At 43.4% G+C, this 16,881-nt stretch carries 18 protein-coding genes; 3 read left to right on the top strand and 15 right to left on the bottom strand.

Annotation, left to right across the window (positions count from 1 at the left end; all coding sequences use genetic code 11):
• Positions 1-82: 82 nt before the first annotated feature.
• From murT to HMPREF3002_RS08695, 3 genes are read left to right on the top strand one after another with little or no spacing between them, the layout of a single operon-like run.
• Entirely contained in the window at positions 83-1,426 is a 1,344-nt protein-coding gene (gene murT / locus HMPREF3002_RS08685; protein ID WP_023917716.1) for a lipid II isoglutaminyl synthase subunit MurT, read from the top strand.
• A complete protein-coding gene (gene gatD, locus HMPREF3002_RS08690; RefSeq protein ID WP_003017742.1) occupies positions 1,426-2,214 on the top strand; it encodes a lipid II isoglutaminyl synthase subunit GatD in 789 nt (262 codons plus the stop codon). Before murT ends, gatD begins: the two co-directional genes overlap by 1 nt.
• A gap of 10 nt (positions 2,215-2,224) precedes the next feature.
• Complete coding sequence (locus tag HMPREF3002_RS08695; protein WP_003017726.1) at positions 2,225-2,509, top strand: LapA family protein; 285 nt, start codon at positions 2,225-2,227, stop codon at positions 2,507-2,509.
• Positions 2,510-2,532: 23 nt separating this feature from the next.
• Here the strand turns inward: HMPREF3002_RS08695 and HMPREF3002_RS08700 are convergent, their stop codons facing one another.
• The 15 genes from HMPREF3002_RS08700 to atpF form a co-directional block, all read right to left on the bottom strand.
• Positions 2,533-3,720, bottom strand: a complete 1,188-nt coding sequence (locus tag HMPREF3002_RS08700) for an MFS transporter (protein ID WP_023917714.1) — start codon at positions 3,718-3,720, stop codon at positions 2,533-2,535.
• Positions 3,721-3,828: 108 nt separating this feature from the next.
• Positions 3,829-5,007 carry an MFS transporter gene (locus HMPREF3002_RS08705; protein WP_023917712.1) on the bottom strand — a complete coding sequence of 393 codons (1,179 nt, stop codon included), beginning with the start codon at positions 5,005-5,007 and terminating at the stop codon, positions 3,829-3,831.
• Positions 5,008-5,028: 21 nt separating this feature from the next.
• Positions 5,029-5,904, bottom strand: coding sequence for an XRE/MutR family transcriptional regulator (locus HMPREF3002_RS08710; RefSeq protein ID WP_023917710.1), 876 nt, complete (start codon positions 5,902-5,904; stop codon positions 5,029-5,031).
• Positions 5,905-7,812 (bottom strand): ABC-F family ATP-binding cassette domain-containing protein, encoded by a 1,908-nt coding sequence (locus tag HMPREF3002_RS08715; protein ID WP_023917708.1) that lies wholly within the window; start codon positions 7,810-7,812, stop codon positions 5,905-5,907. It lies immediately after the preceding gene.
• Positions 7,813-7,916: 104 nt separating this feature from the next.
• Positions 7,917-8,639 (bottom strand): M57 family metalloprotease, encoded by a 723-nt coding sequence (locus HMPREF3002_RS08720; protein ID WP_023917707.1) that lies wholly within the window; start codon positions 8,637-8,639, stop codon positions 7,917-7,919.
• An 81-nt stretch (positions 8,640-8,720) separates the two neighbouring features.
• Entirely contained in the window at positions 8,721-9,560 is an 840-nt protein-coding gene (locus HMPREF3002_RS08725; RefSeq protein WP_023917705.1) for a DNA/RNA non-specific endonuclease, read from the bottom strand.
• Between the two features lie 83 nt (positions 9,561-9,643).
• Positions 9,644-9,832 (bottom strand): DNA-directed RNA polymerase subunit beta, encoded by a 189-nt coding sequence (locus HMPREF3002_RS08730; RefSeq protein ID WP_003006464.1) that lies wholly within the window; start codon positions 9,830-9,832, stop codon positions 9,644-9,646.
• A complete protein-coding gene (murA, locus tag HMPREF3002_RS08735; protein ID WP_049474821.1) occupies positions 9,822-11,105 on the bottom strand; it encodes a UDP-N-acetylglucosamine 1-carboxyvinyltransferase in 1,284 nt (427 codons plus the stop codon). Before murA ends, HMPREF3002_RS08730 begins: the two co-directional genes overlap by 11 nt.
• A 66-nt stretch (positions 11,106-11,171) precedes the next feature.
• Entirely contained in the window at positions 11,172-11,402 is a 231-nt protein-coding gene (locus HMPREF3002_RS08740; RefSeq protein WP_049474822.1) for a DUF1146 family protein, read from the bottom strand.
• A gap of 96 nt (positions 11,403-11,498) precedes the next feature.
• On the bottom strand, positions 11,499-11,918 hold the full coding sequence (locus HMPREF3002_RS08745; RefSeq protein WP_003002471.1) for a F0F1 ATP synthase subunit epsilon: 420 nt from the start codon (positions 11,916-11,918) through the stop codon (positions 11,499-11,501).
• Between the two features lie 13 nt (positions 11,919-11,931).
• Positions 11,932-13,338 carry a F0F1 ATP synthase subunit beta gene (gene atpD / locus HMPREF3002_RS08750; protein ID WP_003006453.1) on the bottom strand — a complete coding sequence of 469 codons (1,407 nt, stop codon included), beginning with the start codon at positions 13,336-13,338 and terminating at the stop codon, positions 11,932-11,934.
• Positions 13,339-13,423: 85 nt separating this feature from the next.
• The gene (locus HMPREF3002_RS08755) at positions 13,424-14,305 is read right to left on the bottom strand and encodes a F0F1 ATP synthase subunit gamma (RefSeq protein ID WP_003017744.1); all 882 of its coding nucleotides are present in this window, start codon (positions 14,303-14,305) and stop codon (positions 13,424-13,426) included.
• A gap of 15 nt (positions 14,306-14,320) precedes the next feature.
• A complete protein-coding gene (atpA, locus tag HMPREF3002_RS08760; RefSeq protein ID WP_049496722.1) occupies positions 14,321-15,826 on the bottom strand; it encodes a F0F1 ATP synthase subunit alpha in 1,506 nt (501 codons plus the stop codon).
• 15 nt (positions 15,827-15,841) lie between these two features.
• On the bottom strand, positions 15,842-16,378 hold the full coding sequence (locus tag HMPREF3002_RS08765) for a F0F1 ATP synthase subunit delta (protein WP_049483899.1): 537 nt from the start codon (positions 16,376-16,378) through the stop codon (positions 15,842-15,844).
• Complete coding sequence (atpF, locus tag HMPREF3002_RS08770; protein WP_003006439.1) at positions 16,378-16,872, bottom strand: F0F1 ATP synthase subunit B; 495 nt, start codon at positions 16,870-16,872, stop codon at positions 16,378-16,380. Before atpF ends, HMPREF3002_RS08765 begins: the two co-directional genes overlap by 1 nt.
• Positions 16,873-16,881 lie beyond the last annotated feature (9 nt).

Raw genomic sequence — 16,881 nt, forward strand, 5'->3', positions numbered from 1 at the left:
CTAAAAGACATCATCTTATTATAACACGTTTCAACAGATTTTTCTGTAACCTTCTGATGCTTTTTATGATAAAATATGATTTATGAAGATAAATACAACCTTGGGCCTTCTGGCAGGAAAGCTTTCCGGCTCTATTCTAGAAAAGATGGGGCGGGGATCAACCCTACCAGGTAAAGTAGCCCTCAAATTTGATAAAGATATTCTCAGTCAACTGGCAAAAAACTATGAGATTGTTGTGATTACAGGGACAAATGGAAAAACCCTGACCACTGCGCTAACAGTAGGTATTCTCCAAGAAGCTTTTGGACCTATTTTGACCAATCCAAGTGGGGCCAATATGATCTCTGGGATTACAACGACCTTCTTACGTGCTAAGCATTCGAAAGCAAATCGACCGATTGCGGTACTTGAAATTGACGAGGCCAGCCTCTCTCGGATTTGTGATTATATTAAGCCCAGCCTTTTTGTGGTCACTAATATTTTCCGGGACCAGATGGACCGCTATGGAGAGATCTATACGACCTACCAAATGATTTTGGATGCTATTCACAAGGTCCCAACTGCAACAGTCTTGTTAAATGGTGATAGTCCGCTCTTTAATAGTCAGACCTTATCCAATCCGATCCAATATTATGGATTTGATACTGACAAATCAGAGCCACAACTAGCCCATTACAATACGGAAGGAATCCTCTGTCCGCATTGCCACAACATCCTCCAGTACAAGCTCAATACCTATGCTAATCTTGGGGATTATATCTGTGAGCACTGTGGTTTCCACAGGCCTTCTCTGACTTATGCCGTATCGGATCTCCTCTCATTAACCCAGCGCTCTTCCCAATTCCGGATCCAAGGGCAAGATTACCACATCAATATCGGTGGTCTCTACAACATCTATAATGCCTTAGCAGCTGTTTCCGTTGCTGGATTCTTTGGGGTTCAACCTGAAGTGATTAAGCAAGGATTTGATCGCAGTCGCGCTGTCTTTGGTCGCCAGGAAACCTTTAAGATTGGGGATAAGGAATGTACCCTAGTCCTGATTAAAAATCCGGTTGGTGCGACCCAAGCCATTGAAATGATCAAACTAGCCCCTTATCCCTTTAGCTTGTCGGTTCTCCTCAATGCGAATTATGCAGATGGGATTGATACCAGCTGGATTTGGGATGCCGACTTCGAGCAAATCACTCAGATGGACATTCCAGAGATCAACGCTGGCGGGGTGCGCCACTCTGAGATTGCTCGGCGACTTCGGGTCACTGGCTATCCTGCAGAAAAGATCACAGAAATGGCTGAATTAAAAGAGGTTTTCCAACGCATCCAGCAACAGGAAACCCCTCACGCTTACATTTTAGCTACCTATACAGCCATGCTAGAATTCCGTGAACTTTTGGCCCAAGAACACCTGATTGAAAAGGAGATGCACTAATGACTTATACTTCCCTAGAATCTTCTGATCAGGCACAGTATCCCTACAGCCTGCGCATTGCCCATCTCTATGGCAACTTAATGAATACCTATGGGGACAACGGGAATATCCTCATGCTCAAGTACGTTGCGGAGAAGCTTGGTGCTCGCGTAACGGTGGACATCGTTTCTCTTAAAGACCGCTTTGATCCAGACGCCTACGATATCGCCTTTTTCGGTGGAGGCCAAGACTACGAACAGACTATTGTATCCGAGGATCTACCAGATAAAAAAGAAGACATCGAACGCTTCATTGATGAAGATGGTGTGGTCCTGGCTATCTGTGGTGGCTTTCAACTTCTAGGCCAATACTACATTGAAGCTTCTGGCAAGCGCATTGAGGGACTTGGTATTATGGGACACTATACCCTCAACCAAGAAAATAATCGCTACATTGGCGACATCAAAATCCATAATGAAGAGTTCAACGAGACCTACTATGGTTTTGAGAACCACCAAGGTCGGACCTTCTTGGCTGAGGATGAAAAACCGCTGGGTAAGGTCGTCTATGGAAATGGGAACAACAAAGAAGATGGATGCGAAGGAGTTCATTACAAGAACGTCTTTGGCAGCTACTTCCACGGTCCTATCTTGTCCCGAAATGCCAATTTGGCCTATCGCTTGGTGACAACAGCTCTAAAGAATAAATATGGACAAGATATCGTCTTAGCGACTTATGATGATATTTTAAGTCTAGAAAAAGCGGAAGAATACGCTGATGTGAAAAGTAAGGCCCCTGCTGAACAATAAGGAGATAATGATGAACAAAAATAATCTACACTACATTGCTTTATTACTTTTAATTTTATTGATTGCTGGTATTTCCCTTGCAAACATGCAATCGGTTACCGTAAATTTCCTCTTGGTCCAATTTAAATTGCCCTTGATCATTCTGATCTTGCTCTGTGTCCTCTTGGGTGCATTCGTCATGACCTTGGTTAATTTTTCAAAGGGCTTCTCCCTAAAAAAAGAACTCAAGAGCACTCAAAAGCAACTGGAAGAAGAAAAGAAAGAAATCAAGACAGAAGAAAAAGAAAACAACTAAAAAAGCACCGATCGGTGCTTTTTTCATGCTGATGTACCTTCTTTTGCTTGTAATTTCTTGGCGACTACTTGAGCTAGGAGTGAAAAGAGAATGACGCCAGCTCCTATCAGGAGAAAGGATTCTACTCGAACACTTGGTAACCAGGTCATCAAACCTTTAGCTACCGGCATAAAGAGAATGGCTAGGGTAAAAATCGTGCTTAAGACCCTGCCCAGATAGTCTCCTTCCACCTTGGTTTGCACTTGGGTAAAAAAGTGGATATTAAAAATCGTCATAAAGAGTTCACAAACTAAATTTCCAGAAAAGGAAAGAAGATGCGGAAGGGGCAAGCCCATCATGAAGACTCCTACTCCTGTTAAAATCAATAAGAAGAGAAGCATCTCCATGCTTGATTTAAATTTATTGGCGATCAAGGCTCCGATGATAGAGCCGATAGCGCCCAAGGTTAAGATGGTCGCATAGGCTCCTTTGACCCCGTAAAGGCGATTGGAAAAGGGAAGTAAAAATTCAAAAGCTGCAAAAAAGAAATTGACGCTGGAAGCTACTAATAAGAGAAAGAAAATTTCTTTTTGATGCCAGATGTAGTGTAACCCATCCTTAATATCAGAAAAAATATCTTTTCCTGTAAATTTTTTCTTCTCTTGAACTTTGGCTTCTTCTTTCGGAAGGAAAGCGACCAGAACAAAGGCGATGAAAAAGGTCAGTGCATCCAGTAAGAGGGTTGCATGGAGACTGGCAAATTGTAAAACAAGGAAAGAGAACACAGGAGAACTAACACCGACCACTTGTAAGATCAACTCCAAGCGGGCATTATAGGTCACAATCTCGTCCTTGTCTACAACTTCTGTGATAATGGCTTTATTGGCCGTACGAGAAAAAGCGAAGGCAATGGCCTGGACAATATTGGCAAAAATCAAGGCCGCAATCATCCAACGATCATTCCTGATAAACGAAATCGCTAAACAAAGGAGACCACAAACCAAGTCGGTCGTCATCAAAATCTTGCGACGGGAAAACCGGTCTGAGATCACGCCACCAAATGGATTGACTAGAATGGAGGTGACAAGTTCAGAAATCTGATAAATCCCTAATACCGTCTTTCCTATAGTCCCCATCGAGGCCAGCCAGACACTATTCCCGTAATCATAGAGCATATTCCCCATTCTATTGATTGCCCCACGAGCAATCAGCTGGATAGCATGTCGATTCATAAAAAACCTCCTTCATTTTCTGAAACTATTGTATCAGTTCATGAAAGAGGTTTTCATTTTGTCCCCTATTTGGGAAAAATAATGGTTTACAAATTTATCAAAGGATCCCTACTGTTCTTTTGATTGAAGCTGCTTAGCTACTAGCTGAGCCAAGAGTGAAAAGAGAATAATCCCAGCTCCAATCAAGAGAAATGTTTCCATACGGACGCTTGGCAACCAAGTCATCAACCCTTTGGCGATGGGCATAAAGAGAACAGCCAAGGTATAAATTGTGCTCAAGACTCTCCCCAGATAATCATCTTCCACCTTGGTTTGTACTTGGGTAAAAACGTGGATGTCGAAAATGGTCACAAAAAATTCACAGACCAGATTTCCTGAAAAGGAAAGATAAGGCGGAAGGGGCAAGCCCATTATGAACACTCCGACCCCTGCCATGATCAGTAAAAACAGGAGAATTTTCATACTTGATTTCATTTTATTAGCAACAAGCGCTCCTAGAATAGATCCAATAGCTCCCAGCGTTAAAATAGTCGCATAAGCTCCTTTAACCCCGTATAGACGATTCGAGAAGGGAAGTAAAAACTCAAAAGCCGCAAAAAAGAAATTGACGCTAGAAGCCACTAATAAGAGAAAGAAAATCTCTTTCTGATGCCAGATATAGTCTAACCCATCCTTGATATCAGAAAAAATATCTTTCCCGGTAAACTGTTTCCTCTCTTGAACCTTAGCTTCTTCTTTCGGAAGGAAAGCCACTAGGACAAAAGCAATGAAAAAGGTCAGTGCATCTAATAAGAGGGTCATATGAAGACTGGCAAATTGTAGAACTAGGAAAGAAAAAACAGGTGAACAGACACTAACAACCTGTAAGACTAACTCCAAGTGGGCGTTATAGGTCACAATCTCGTCTTTCTCTACTACCTCGGTAATAATGGCTTTATTGGCAGGTCGAGAAAAACCAAAGGCAATGGCCTGAACAATATTGGCAAAAATAAGAGCCGCAATCATCAAGCTATCATTTGTGATAAAAGAAATCGCCAAACAAAGGAGTCCACAAACCAGGTCGGTCGTCATCAAAATCTTGCGACGAGAAAAACGGTCTGAAATCACTCCTCCAAAAGGATTCACGAGAATCCCTGTCACTAACTCAGAAATTTGATAGATCCCTAATACCGTCTTTCCTATAGTCCCCATCGAAGCCAGCCAGACACTATTTCCATAGTCATAGAGCATATTTCCAATTTTGTTAATAGCTCCACGACTAATTAATTGGACCGCATGTCGGTTCATAAAATCTCCTTTATCACTGTCCTATTTAGAACATTCATTTTTTACAAATTTATAAAAGTGTTCTTGATAATAGGCCACCTGCTCCGGCAGTCCTAGCACGTCAAAAATATGCATGGCTTCCTGCATTTGCTGCCGGCCTTCTTCAGTTTGCCCCTTCTGATACAGAGAAAATCCCTTAAGATAATGAAAGACATTGCGTTCGTAGAGCTTGATGCTCTTCCCGATAATCTTTTCTACATAGGCTTCAAAATAGCTGGCGTTTTCAAAAGAACAGTGTTCTAAACAATGTTGGTAGCAATTCAGAGCCAGAATCAAGACCAGTTTTCGATGGCGACCAATTTCTTTGTAGAAATCTTCACGCTCCATCACTTCTCTCCCAAGCCGTGTGACATAGTCCACCTCATAAAAGCTGTAGAGATTGCCAAAGAGGATCAATTCATACATGGTCCACTCTTCCGTTTGAAAGAGGTAATCCGCCACCTTGTTTAGATCACGCTGCTTCATGGTATAACTAGCATCTCTCTGGCAAATCAGGCCTTGTAGCAGGATCCAGTTCAGCTCAAAATAGAGAGGATTGGTGGAATGTTTGGCTTTTTCAAGTTCCTCTTCTTGAAGCTTTTGAAAACCTGCAATATCATTTGAGTAGTAAAGCGGAATAATCTGAGCCATCAAAGCGACATGCTCATGGTGTTGAAAATTTCTGGCCTTATCCATAAAATTCTCAATCGTCACATGGATATTGTCCAAAATGTCAAAGAAGCGCGAAGCAGCCAAATCCGACTCCCCCAATTCAAAACGGGATAATTGGGAGGTCGAGCAGGCCTCTCCTGCAGCTTCTTTTAACGAGTAATTCTTACTGATTCGAAATTCACGAAAAACTTTTCCAAGATCTTCCATCTATTCCACCTGCTCTGACAGTTCTGCCCACTCTTCCATAACCGCTTCCTGCTGGACAGTTAGTTGGTCCAGCTCGCTCTGGAGTTGTACCAAGTCAGCTGCATCGTTGGTGCTATGCATGGTTTCGGTGATGGCTTGGATTTTTTGATCCAGCTCTTCCATCTCTGCTTCCAATTGCTCAATGCGACGGGTGATTTTACGGAGTTCCTTCTGGTTTTGTTTCTGCAAGTGATAATCATTGCTGGTGACTTCTTCGGTCGAAGAAACAGGCATAGCTTCTGCTTGCGCTGCAGCAAGGGCTTCTAACTCAGCTTTTTTCTCCAGATAATAGTCATAGTCGCCTAGGTAAAGAGTTGAGCCCTCTTCTGACAGTTCCAAAACTTGTGTGGCCACCCGATTGATAAAGTAACGGTCGTGGCTGACAAAGAGCAGGGTGCCGTCAAAATCAATCAAGGCATTTTCTAGCACTTCCTTGCTATCGATGTCCAAGTGGTTGGTCGGCTCGTCGAGAATCAAAAAATTGTTATTTTCCATGGACAGCTTAGCTAGAAGCAAGCGGGCCCGCTCTCCACCCGACAGCATGCCGACGGTTTTCTTGACATCATCCCCAGAGAAAAGAAAGGCTCCCAGGCGATTGCGAATTTCCACTTCTGGCGTCAGTTTAAAATCATTCCAGAGCTCATCCAAGACACTGTTGTGAGGCGTTAGTTTACTTTGGGTCTGGTCATAGTAGCCCACCTCGACATTGGCTCCAAAACGAGCTTCACCCTTGATAAAAGGAATCTGCCCGACGATGGACTTGATAAGAGTAGATTTCCCGATCCCATTTGGTCCCACAATGGCGACTGCATTCATCTTGCGGATATCCAAATTAATAGGCTCTGAGAGGATTTGATCGTCATAGCCGACGGCTGCCTCTTCTACTGTCAGGACGACATTTCCAGATGTCTTATCGGAATGGAAGGTCATATGGGCAGACTTGGTCCCAGCTTCCGGCTTGTCTAGACGCTCCATTTTTTCCAACTGCTTACGCCGAGACTGAGCCCGCTTGGTAGTCGAAGCCCGCACCAAATTGCGATTAACAAAGTCTTCCAGAGCTGCTATTTCTTTTTGTTGCTTCTCGTAGTTTTTGGCTTCGGTCAGCAATTTTTGTTCTTTTTGCTCGACAAAGCTGGAGTAATTGCCGACATAGCGATCCAAGGAATGCTTGGTCAAGTCCAGTGTAATGGTGGCGACCTTGTCTAGGAAATACCGGTCGTGGCTGACAATGAGAAGAGCTCCGCTATAATTAACCAAGTAATTTTCCAACCAGGCGATGGTCTCAATATCCAAGTGGTTGGTTGGCTCGTCCAGTACCAAGAGATTTGGTTTTTCTAAGAGCATCTTGGCCAGAGCTAGACGGGTATTTTGCCCACCAGACAGCTCTTCAATCTTCATCTGCCACATGGACTCATCGAACTTGAAGCCGTTTAAAATCGCGCGGATATCTGCTTCATAGGTGAAGCCACCTGCCTGACGGAATTCTTCCGATAGACGGTCATAGTCCTGCATGAGTTTTTCTAGGTCAGCCCCAGTTTTTTCACCCATCTCAAGCTCCATCTGCCGCAAAGTTTTCTCCGTTTTACGGAGGTCTTCAAAGACATGGAGCATCTCATCGTAGATGGTATTGGACGACTCAAATCGACTATCCTGGGCCAGATAGGAGAGAGAAAGATCCCGCTTTTTATTGATTTCACCTGAAGTTGGTTCTTCTTCCCCCACCAAGATTTTTAAGAGTGTTGACTTACCGGCTCCGTTCTTTCCAACCAGGGCAATCCGGTCCCGTTCATCCACTTGCAGGCTGATATTATCAAAAAGAACCTCCCCTGCAAAAGAGCGTTCAATTTTGTTGGCTTGTAAAATAATCATGTCCCTATTTTACTATCTTTTTCCAGATTAAACAAGGAAAGACGAGCCATCAAAAAAATCCTGAGCCCCTTGAGGCTCAGAACTTTTAGAAAGTATTTTAAAACTTATTCTTCCTTGTATAATTGTCTGACTGCTTCCACATCTGTATCCTGAATACTGTAAAAGGAACCAGCCGGTTGCATGACCGATTCTCCATCAGTGTGGTCCAGCCCTATCGCATGGCCTAGCTCATGCTCAGCTGTATTGACAATCCGATCATAACTATAGTTATAGACATAGTTTAAAAGATAATGGCGATTGAGACGAACTGTGATGTGGGTGAAGCGGTTGGTTAAGAGGTTGGTCTGAGAGGCAGTCTCTCCTGCAGCAGAAACCGATGCGTTATCCATTTCCGTCAAGACCACATTAGCCTCTTTTTCATTTGTAACCAGCTTGAAGGTAAAGGCGCCTGTTTGGTTCCAAGCCTCAATAGCATCCCGATAAGCTTTTATAAAGGTTTGATTGATATTGGGATCCAAATAGACCGTAGCTTCCGCTTTTTCCCAGCGAGCGCCACTATGCTCATGATTGTCCGTCTGCGTGGTCTGTGAGCTAGGTGTCATCCCGAAGCGCGATGCAAAACCCTGATCACCAAATAAATTGCCGACTTGATAGACAACCTTTTGGGCAGCTCGGCCAACTCCATCCATACCAGAACTAGGAGAATCTGTGAAATAGATGATCCCCACTAGAACGAGAAAACTGATGGCAATGGTCCAGAAAAATCCCCAAAAAAGACTCCAAGCCATGCGAAGGATTCCTCTGAAAAACCGAAAAATGGTTCTCATATATTCTCCTTTCTCTTAAAGAAGGTACACAATTATATCGCACCATACTTAAAAAAGGCTTAAGCACATCCGCTTTCCAGCTTATTGATGAACGGTTACTTTTCCTGTCTGGTAATCCAGACTAATCCCACTTTGAACATTGGGAACAAAGACATTGAATTCAAGGGTTCCATCACTCGATTTGGCTTCGATCTGAGAACCTAATGGAATCAAATCTTCTGGCTGGTTATAGATCAAGGTTACTCGATAGCGGATCCGTTTGTTCTTATCCAATGCTTTTCGTAACAGGGTCTCGTAGTAGTTTTGACCAGTGGAATGAGGATCATTGGCTTGATTGGACCACGCCGTTTGCACAGCGATATTTTTGGGATTGCTAGTCGAAGCATCAAAACCTTTGAGATTACCGATCAAGGCGTAGCCCAATAGATGGCCCCGATCCACAGCATGGTCATACTCACCGGACAGATTATGGACCTGATGCCAACCTGCTGGTTTCCAATCGGTTAGGCCACTACCTGTTGCATCTCGATCTCTGTACTGGCGAGTCGCCTTGGTCATAATAGCGTTCGCAACCGTCGGTACGGTCTTTCCATTCACTTCTTTTGTCTTGTTATCGGCATAGGGTTGACTGGCCACACTAGCATCCAGATCTGTGCGATTCCCCTTAACTACAAAGGCTCCAGCACCATTCCATTCCAAGTCATTCCCCAATTGTGAACGGGCAGATTTCGTTAGTACAGAGCTAGCTAACTCTTTACTAGGTGTTTCTTGCTGGCTACTAGTTACCACCGAAACAACCTGATCCGTCGCTTCTTTTACCGCCGGTTGATTAAAATAATAGCCCCCAATAGCTAGGGCCGTTGCCACCACAAAACCTGCTAGGGTTTGTTTGGTTCGTTTGCTTACTGTTTGTTTTGCCATATCTCTCTCCAAAAAAGAGCAGCGCTAGATGGGTCATTGACTCGATTCGCTGCTCTCCTTTTTACTCAATTTTAGTTAAAAGCTTATTTGCCTGTTAGCTTTCCAATGATCTCTGACCAAGTATCCGGAGAGAGAATGGACCATGGATTTTTTCCATCTCCAATCACTCCATAGCCAATGACCAAACCAACTGCAAAAATGATGATTCCAATCACAGCCAACAGGAGGACAATTCCTAGCTGTTTTCCAACATAGCGAAGATTAGTTTTCATCGTCTTCTTCCTCTACACGTTTCACGTCTGCACCTAGTGCCACCAATTTCTCATGGAATTGATAATAACCACGATCTAAGTGACTTAATTTGCTGACTTTCGTTTCTCCTTCTGCTACCAAGCCCATCAAGACCAAGGTTGCACTTGCTCGTAAATCGGTCGACATAACCTCTGCACCTTGGAAGCTTTCCCCTCCAACGATACGAGCTGTATCCCGCATAATATCCGAGTGAACGCCCATCCGACGCATTTCTTCCAAATGCTGGAAGCGATTCTCAAAAACCGTTTCAATCATGGTAGACTCACCTTTAGCCATGGCCATCAAGGCTGTGAATTGAGCCTGCATATCGGTTGGGAATCCTGGATACGGAAGGGTTTTAACGGTCACTGGACGGAGCTTACTGATATCCGACTGAATCCGAATTCCATTTTCTTCTTCGGTTACCGTCACACCCATCTCCTGCATCTTAGATAGAAGCGGACGGTTGTGTTCCCAAATGGCATCTTCGATTAAGACGTCTCCACCAGTCATGGCTGCCCCAATCATAAAGGTTCCAGCCTCGATGCGGTCTTGCACAACATTGTGGTTTGCACCGTGCAAGCTCTCCACACCAACAATGGTCAAGGTCTCAGTTCCTGCACCCTTGACGTTAGCCCCCATTTTATTCAGCAAGAGAGCTAGGTCAACAATTTCAGGTTCTCGAGCTGCATTTTCAATCACAGTAACTCCATCTGCCAAGGTTGCCGCCATCATAATATTTTGTGTCGCCCCTACTGATGGGAAGTCCATATAGATGTGTGCTCCCTTGAGACGATCTGCTTTTGCTTCAATATAGCCGGCTGTTTGGGTAATTTCAGCTCCCATAGCTTCCAGACCTTTCAAGTGGAGGTCAATCGGACGACTACCGATCGTACAGCCTCCAGGCATGGAAACTTTGGCATGGCCATTGCGTGCCAAGACAGGACCTAGGACAACGATAGAAGCCCGCATCTTGCTCACATACTTATAAGGTGCTTCCTCTGATAATTTTGCTTGCGCATCTACGACAACCGTATTGTCTTCTTCATTGAAGGTTACTTGTGCATTCAACCCACGAACAACATTGTTCATTGTAAAGACATCTGATAAAACAGGTACATTTTTCAAGGTTGTCACGCCCTCGCTTGCTAGAACTGTTGCAGCAAGAAGAGGAAGGACAGCATTTTTTGCTCCTTCGATTTTGACGGTTCCAACCAGTCGATTATGACCACCATTAACGATTATTTTTTCCATACGGGATTGTTCTCCAATTTCTTAAAGTCACGCTTTCTATCATACCATATTTTTTATAAAATGTGGCTAGAATTGGCCAATAAAAATCTGCCGACTCATCTCATAGATACTTATAAAAAATGAGCTCGCTAGATAGCCTATTCCGACACTGATCATCAAGATCAAAAAACGGATTTTAACTGCATTTTCAGCACTTACTTTTAAAAACTTTTCCCATTGAACCAGGTTCATCAATAGGTAATAGGCAAAAAAGATAAACAATAGATGGCTTGAAAGATTAAAAATCATTTGAATCATACAGCTATTATACCATATTTGGTCCTTACTTTCTTCTTTTGATTCTCTCCCAACAAAAATAAGGTGAGGACATACCTCCACCTTATTTTGAATATGTTATAAACGATTTCCGACATTAATCCGGTTAATGGCGCGTTGAAGAGCAATTTTAGCACGACGTTCCATATCAACCGAATGCTGATCTTTGGCTTCTTCAATCGCTTTTTCAGCTCGCAGTTTGGCACGTTCTGCACGACTAATGTCGATATCTCGAGCACGTTCGGCAGAATCGGCAACAATGGTAATGACATTATCAGCTACTTCGATAATCCCCCCATTGACTGCAATCCAATCAATATGTTTGTCATCGTCGACACGACGAACCTTTACTTGGTCTACAGCCAAAACCGCAATGGTATTGATATGATGAGGTAAAATCCCTAATTCACCATCAATTGTCTTGACAGATACAAATGCGGCATGATGATCATAAACCAGTCCATCCGGTGTAACGATTTGGACGTTCATTTGACTCATCTTTCACCTCTTCTTAGAATCCCATTTTTTCAGCTTTGGCAATCACATCTTCGATCGATCCAACACCACGGAAGGCATCTTCAGGAAGATGGTCATATTTCCCGTCCAAAATTTCTTTAAAGCCACGAACAGTTTCTCCAACTGGTACATAAGATCCAGGTTGACCTGTAAATTGTTCTGCAACGTTGAAGTTTTGTGACAAGAAGAATTGGATCCGGCGAGCACGAGCAACCAAGGTCTTTTCTTCGTCAGACAATTCATCCATCCCCAAGATAGCAATGATATCTTGCAATTCATGGTAACGTTGAAGGACGCGTTTGACTTCAGAAGCGACTGCATAGTGTTCTTCTCCTACGATTTCTGGAGAAAGGGCACGTGAGCTTGATGCCAATGGATCCACCGCAGGGTAGATCCCCAATTGTACCAATTTACGTTCCAAGTTGGTGGTTGAATCCAAGTGGGCAAAAGCGGTTGCTGGCGCTGGGTCTGTATAGTCATCGGCTGGCACATAGATGGCTTGGATGGATGTAACAGAACCTTTCTTCGTTGACGTAATCCGTTCTTGCAATTGCCCCATTTCAGTTGCCAAAGTAGGTTGGTAACCAACGGCTGATGGCATCCGTCCCAAAAGGGCTGATACTTCAGATCCGGCTTGGGTGAAACGGAAGATATTGTCGATAAACAAGAGAACGTCCTGACCTTCGACATCACGGAAGTATTCCGCAATGGTTAAACCAGTCAAGGCAACACGCATCCGTGCTCCAGGTGGCTCATTCATTTGTCCAAAGACCATGGCTGTTTTTTCAATAACGCCAGATTCTTTCATTTCCCAGTAAAGGTCATTCCCTTCACGTGTCCGTTCCCCAACACCAGTAAATACAGAAATACCACCGTGTTCTTGGGCAATATTATGGATTAATTCTTGAATCAAGACGGTCTTCCCAACTCCGGCACCACCGAAGAGTCCGACCTTCCCACCTTTCAAATAAGGGGCTAAGAGGTCAATAACCTTGATCCCTGTTTCAAGAATTTCTTCTGAAGTAGAGAGCTCGTCAAAGGATGGAGCTTTTTTGTGGATGGAGTCACGAGGAGCATCCTCAGCAAAAGGTTGATCCAAGTCAATGGTATCTCCAAGAACATTGAAGACACGTCCTAAGGTTTCTTTTCCGACAGGAACAGAGATTGGACGACCAGTGTCCAAGACTTCCATTCCACGTGTTAAACCATCAGTTGATTCCATGGCGATAGTCCGTACGACCCCATCACCAAGTTCCAAAGCTACTTCAAGAACGACTTTTGATTTTTGTTGGTCATTTTTATAGACTACAAGCGCATTATTGATCTCAGGAAGTTTATCTCCAACGGAAAAGGCAACGTCTACGACGGGACCTACGACCTGAGAAATTTTGCCTAAACTCATGTCATTCTCCTATTCTAAGTAATTTCTACTGCTCAAAAGTTCTCTTTCGAGCATCTGTTTTTGTATTTAAAATTGTATCCGACAACTATTCAAGGGCGCTAGCACCTGCAACGATTTCGGTAATTTCTTGCGTAATCGCTGCTTGACGAGCACGGTTGTATTGAATCGTTAATTCATCAATGACTTTCTTGGCATTGTCTGTTGCAGTTTGCATGGCCATCATCCCCGCAGCATTTTCAGCTGTTTTAGCATCAATAATGGCACCATAGATCATGCTTTCAGCAAATTGAGGGAGCAATTGATCCAAAATGGCATCTCGACTAGATTCCAATTCTAGATTCAATACATAATCCTCATCTGCTTCATTGGGGTCCAAATCAATAATCGGAAGCATCTGTTCTACCCGCATTTGACTAGTCAAACTGTTGACGTGATGGTTGTAACAGACGTACAACTCATCAAACAAGCCTTCCTGATACATTTGGACTGTTTTCGAAATGATCGTACGAACTTCCTTAAAGCTAGGTTGATCAGGCAAACCACGCAATTCATAAACCGGCTGAATCCCACGGGCACGGAAGAAATCCGCCCCGACACTTCCAATACAGATCACTTCAAAGTCATCTCCAGTTGGATGGTATTCTGCCTTCATTTCCATCATGGTTTTAAGGATGGAGGCATTGTAGCCTCCGACCAAACCACGATCGGATGTAATCACGATATAAGCTGTCTTTTTTACCGGCCGACTCACCAACATGGGATGGGACTTAGCATTTTCTGTTTCATGTCCATGGAGCAAGTCTGTTAGTAACTTACGTACCTTAGCGGCATAAACCTGAAAATCCTTGGCTGCTTGCTCAGATTTTCCGAGTTTAGCAGCAGACACCATCTGCATGGCATTGGTAATTTGACTAGTATTTTTAGTGGATGCAATTTTATTTTTTATATCATTTAATGAAACTGCCATCTTCCACTCCTATTTCTATTTGAAATTTGACTGGTTGACAAATTCTGTAAGGGCTGCATCCAGTTCTTCTTCTGCTGGAAGATCATGTGTCGAACGAATCGTCTCAAAGATTTGATGATAATGTGCTTCAAAGTAATCAAACAACTCTTCTTGGAAACGAAGAATATCGTCTACTGGAACACTATCTAAGAAACCATGAGTCAAGGCATACAAGATCACGACTTGTTTTTCAACTGTCAATGGTTCATGAACGGGTTGTTTCAAGACTTCAACTGTTCGGCGACCACGGTTCAATTTCGCTTGAGTCGCAGCATCCAGGTCACTACCAAATTTCGTGAAGGCTTCCAATTCACGGTATGAAGCAAGGTCGATACGAAGGGTACCTGCAACTTTCTTCATAGCCTTGATTTGGGCAGCTCCCCCTACACGGGATACAGAAGAACCTGCATCAATGGCTGGACGAATACCAGCATTGAACAAACTATCTTGCAAGAAGATTTGTCCATCTGTGATCGAAATCACGTTGGTTGCGATATAAGCAGAAATATCTCCTGCTTGGGTTTCAATGATTGGAAGGGCTGTAATAGAGCCACCACCCAATTCATCTGAAACTTTAGCTGAACGTTCCAACAAACGGCTGTGGAGATAGAAGACATCCCCTGGGAAGGCTTCACGTCCTGGTGGACGACGAAGAAGAAGGGACAATTCACGGTAGGCTACGGCTTGTTTTGACAAATCATCATAGACGATCAAAACGTGTTTACCGTTATACATGAACTCTTCTGCCATGGCAACACCGGCATAAGGTGCCAAGTAAAGCAATGGAGACGGTTGAGAAGCCGAAGCGGTTACCACAATCGTATAATCCATGGCTCCGTATTTACGAAGAGTTTCTACTTGCGTACGAACTGTTGATTCTTTTTGACCAATCGCCACATAGATACAGATCATGTCTTGACCCTTTTGGTTCAAGATCGTATCGATGGCAATCGAAGTTTTCCCTGTTTGACGGTCCCCGATGATCAATTCCCGTTGACCACGTCCGATTGGAACAAGGGCATCAATGGCTTTCAAACCAGTTTGTAGGGGTTCTGAGACAGATTTCCGTTGCATAACACCAGGAGCTGGTGTTTCGACTGGACGGAATTTATCTGTCACAATCTCACCCAAACCATCTACTGGTTGGCCAAGTGGGTTGACAACCCGACCAATCAAGGCATCCCCTGCAGGGACTTCCATGATTTTACCTGTACGACGGACAGAGTCTCCTTCACGAATATCCGTGAAATCACCCAAGATGATGATACCGACATCCGTTGTCTCTAAGTTTTGGGCCATCCCGTATGAGCCATTTTCAAAGATCAACAACTCACCACTCATGGCATTTTCAAGACCATGAGCACGGGCAATCCCGTCACCAATGTAGGTTACAACACCTGTCTCAGTGACGTCAAAGTTTGGCTTGAAATTTTCAATTTGTTGCTTAATTAAAGCGCTGATTTCTTGTGCGTTAATCGCCAAAATTCACACCACTTTCTATTTCAATTTAGATTTTATAACTTGCAATTGGTGTTTGAGACTGGTATCCAACGTTTTATGATTGGCTGTCACGACAAAGCCACCAATTAAATCTGGATCGATCTTTTGTTGGATCGAGCGAACTTGAATCCCAAATTTTCTTTCGATAATGGGGATTAGCTTTTGCTCTTGAACAGGATCCAAACCAGCAACCGTCGTAACAGTGACGACAAAAGCGTTGCTCAACAGTTGAATCTGATCCAAACAAATCGTTACAATGTCATAAAATAAGGCTTCACGATGATTGAGAATAACCACTTCAATCAAATGGTCGAGTAATTGTGAATCAGAGGGTTGAAAAAGTCTTAGACTTTTTGCTTTCTCTTCATCCTCTACACCGATATGAGCTAAGAAGTTAGCAAGTCCAGTCTCTTCAAAAATAGCCTTGATTTGGGTCAATTTTTCAAAGACTAGATCTTGTTCTCCTTTTTCAAAGACCAATTGAACAAAAGGCTGGGTATATTTCTCAATCACCATCAGTTGCTTTTTGTCCATTAGGCTTCTCCTAATTCATCAAGATAGCGATCGATCAGTTGGCGTTGACCTTCAGCATCCAGCTGTTGACTCAACAATTTGCCGGCAAGATTGACAGTGAGATCTGCCACATCGCCTTTGATACTGTTCAATGCTTCTTCTTTGTTATGCGCAATTTCTTGTTGCGCTTTTTCTTTCAAACGTACTGCTTCTTGAGTGGCTTCTGAAAGGATCTGAGATTTGTTCTTTTCTGCAGTTTCCTTTGCATTTTCGACGATAGACGCAGCTTCTTTGCGGCTACCTGCCAACTCTTCTTCACGTTTACTTGCTAGTTCCTCAGCTTTTTGACGAGCTGATTCTGCTCCATCAATATCATCTGTAATCTTTTTGGCACGCGCTTCTAAAATTCCATTGATATTGTTCCATGCAAATTTCTTTATTAAAAAGATTAATAATAGGAAGGAACCAGCAATGAGAATAAAGTTACCAATAATTTCACTCATTGATACATGCATTCTTCTACT

This window comes from Streptococcus sp. HMSC065E03, assembly GCF_001815045.1.
In the GTDB taxonomy this organism is placed as follows: domain Bacteria; phylum Bacillota; class Bacilli; order Lactobacillales; family Streptococcaceae; genus Streptococcus; species Streptococcus parasanguinis_AD.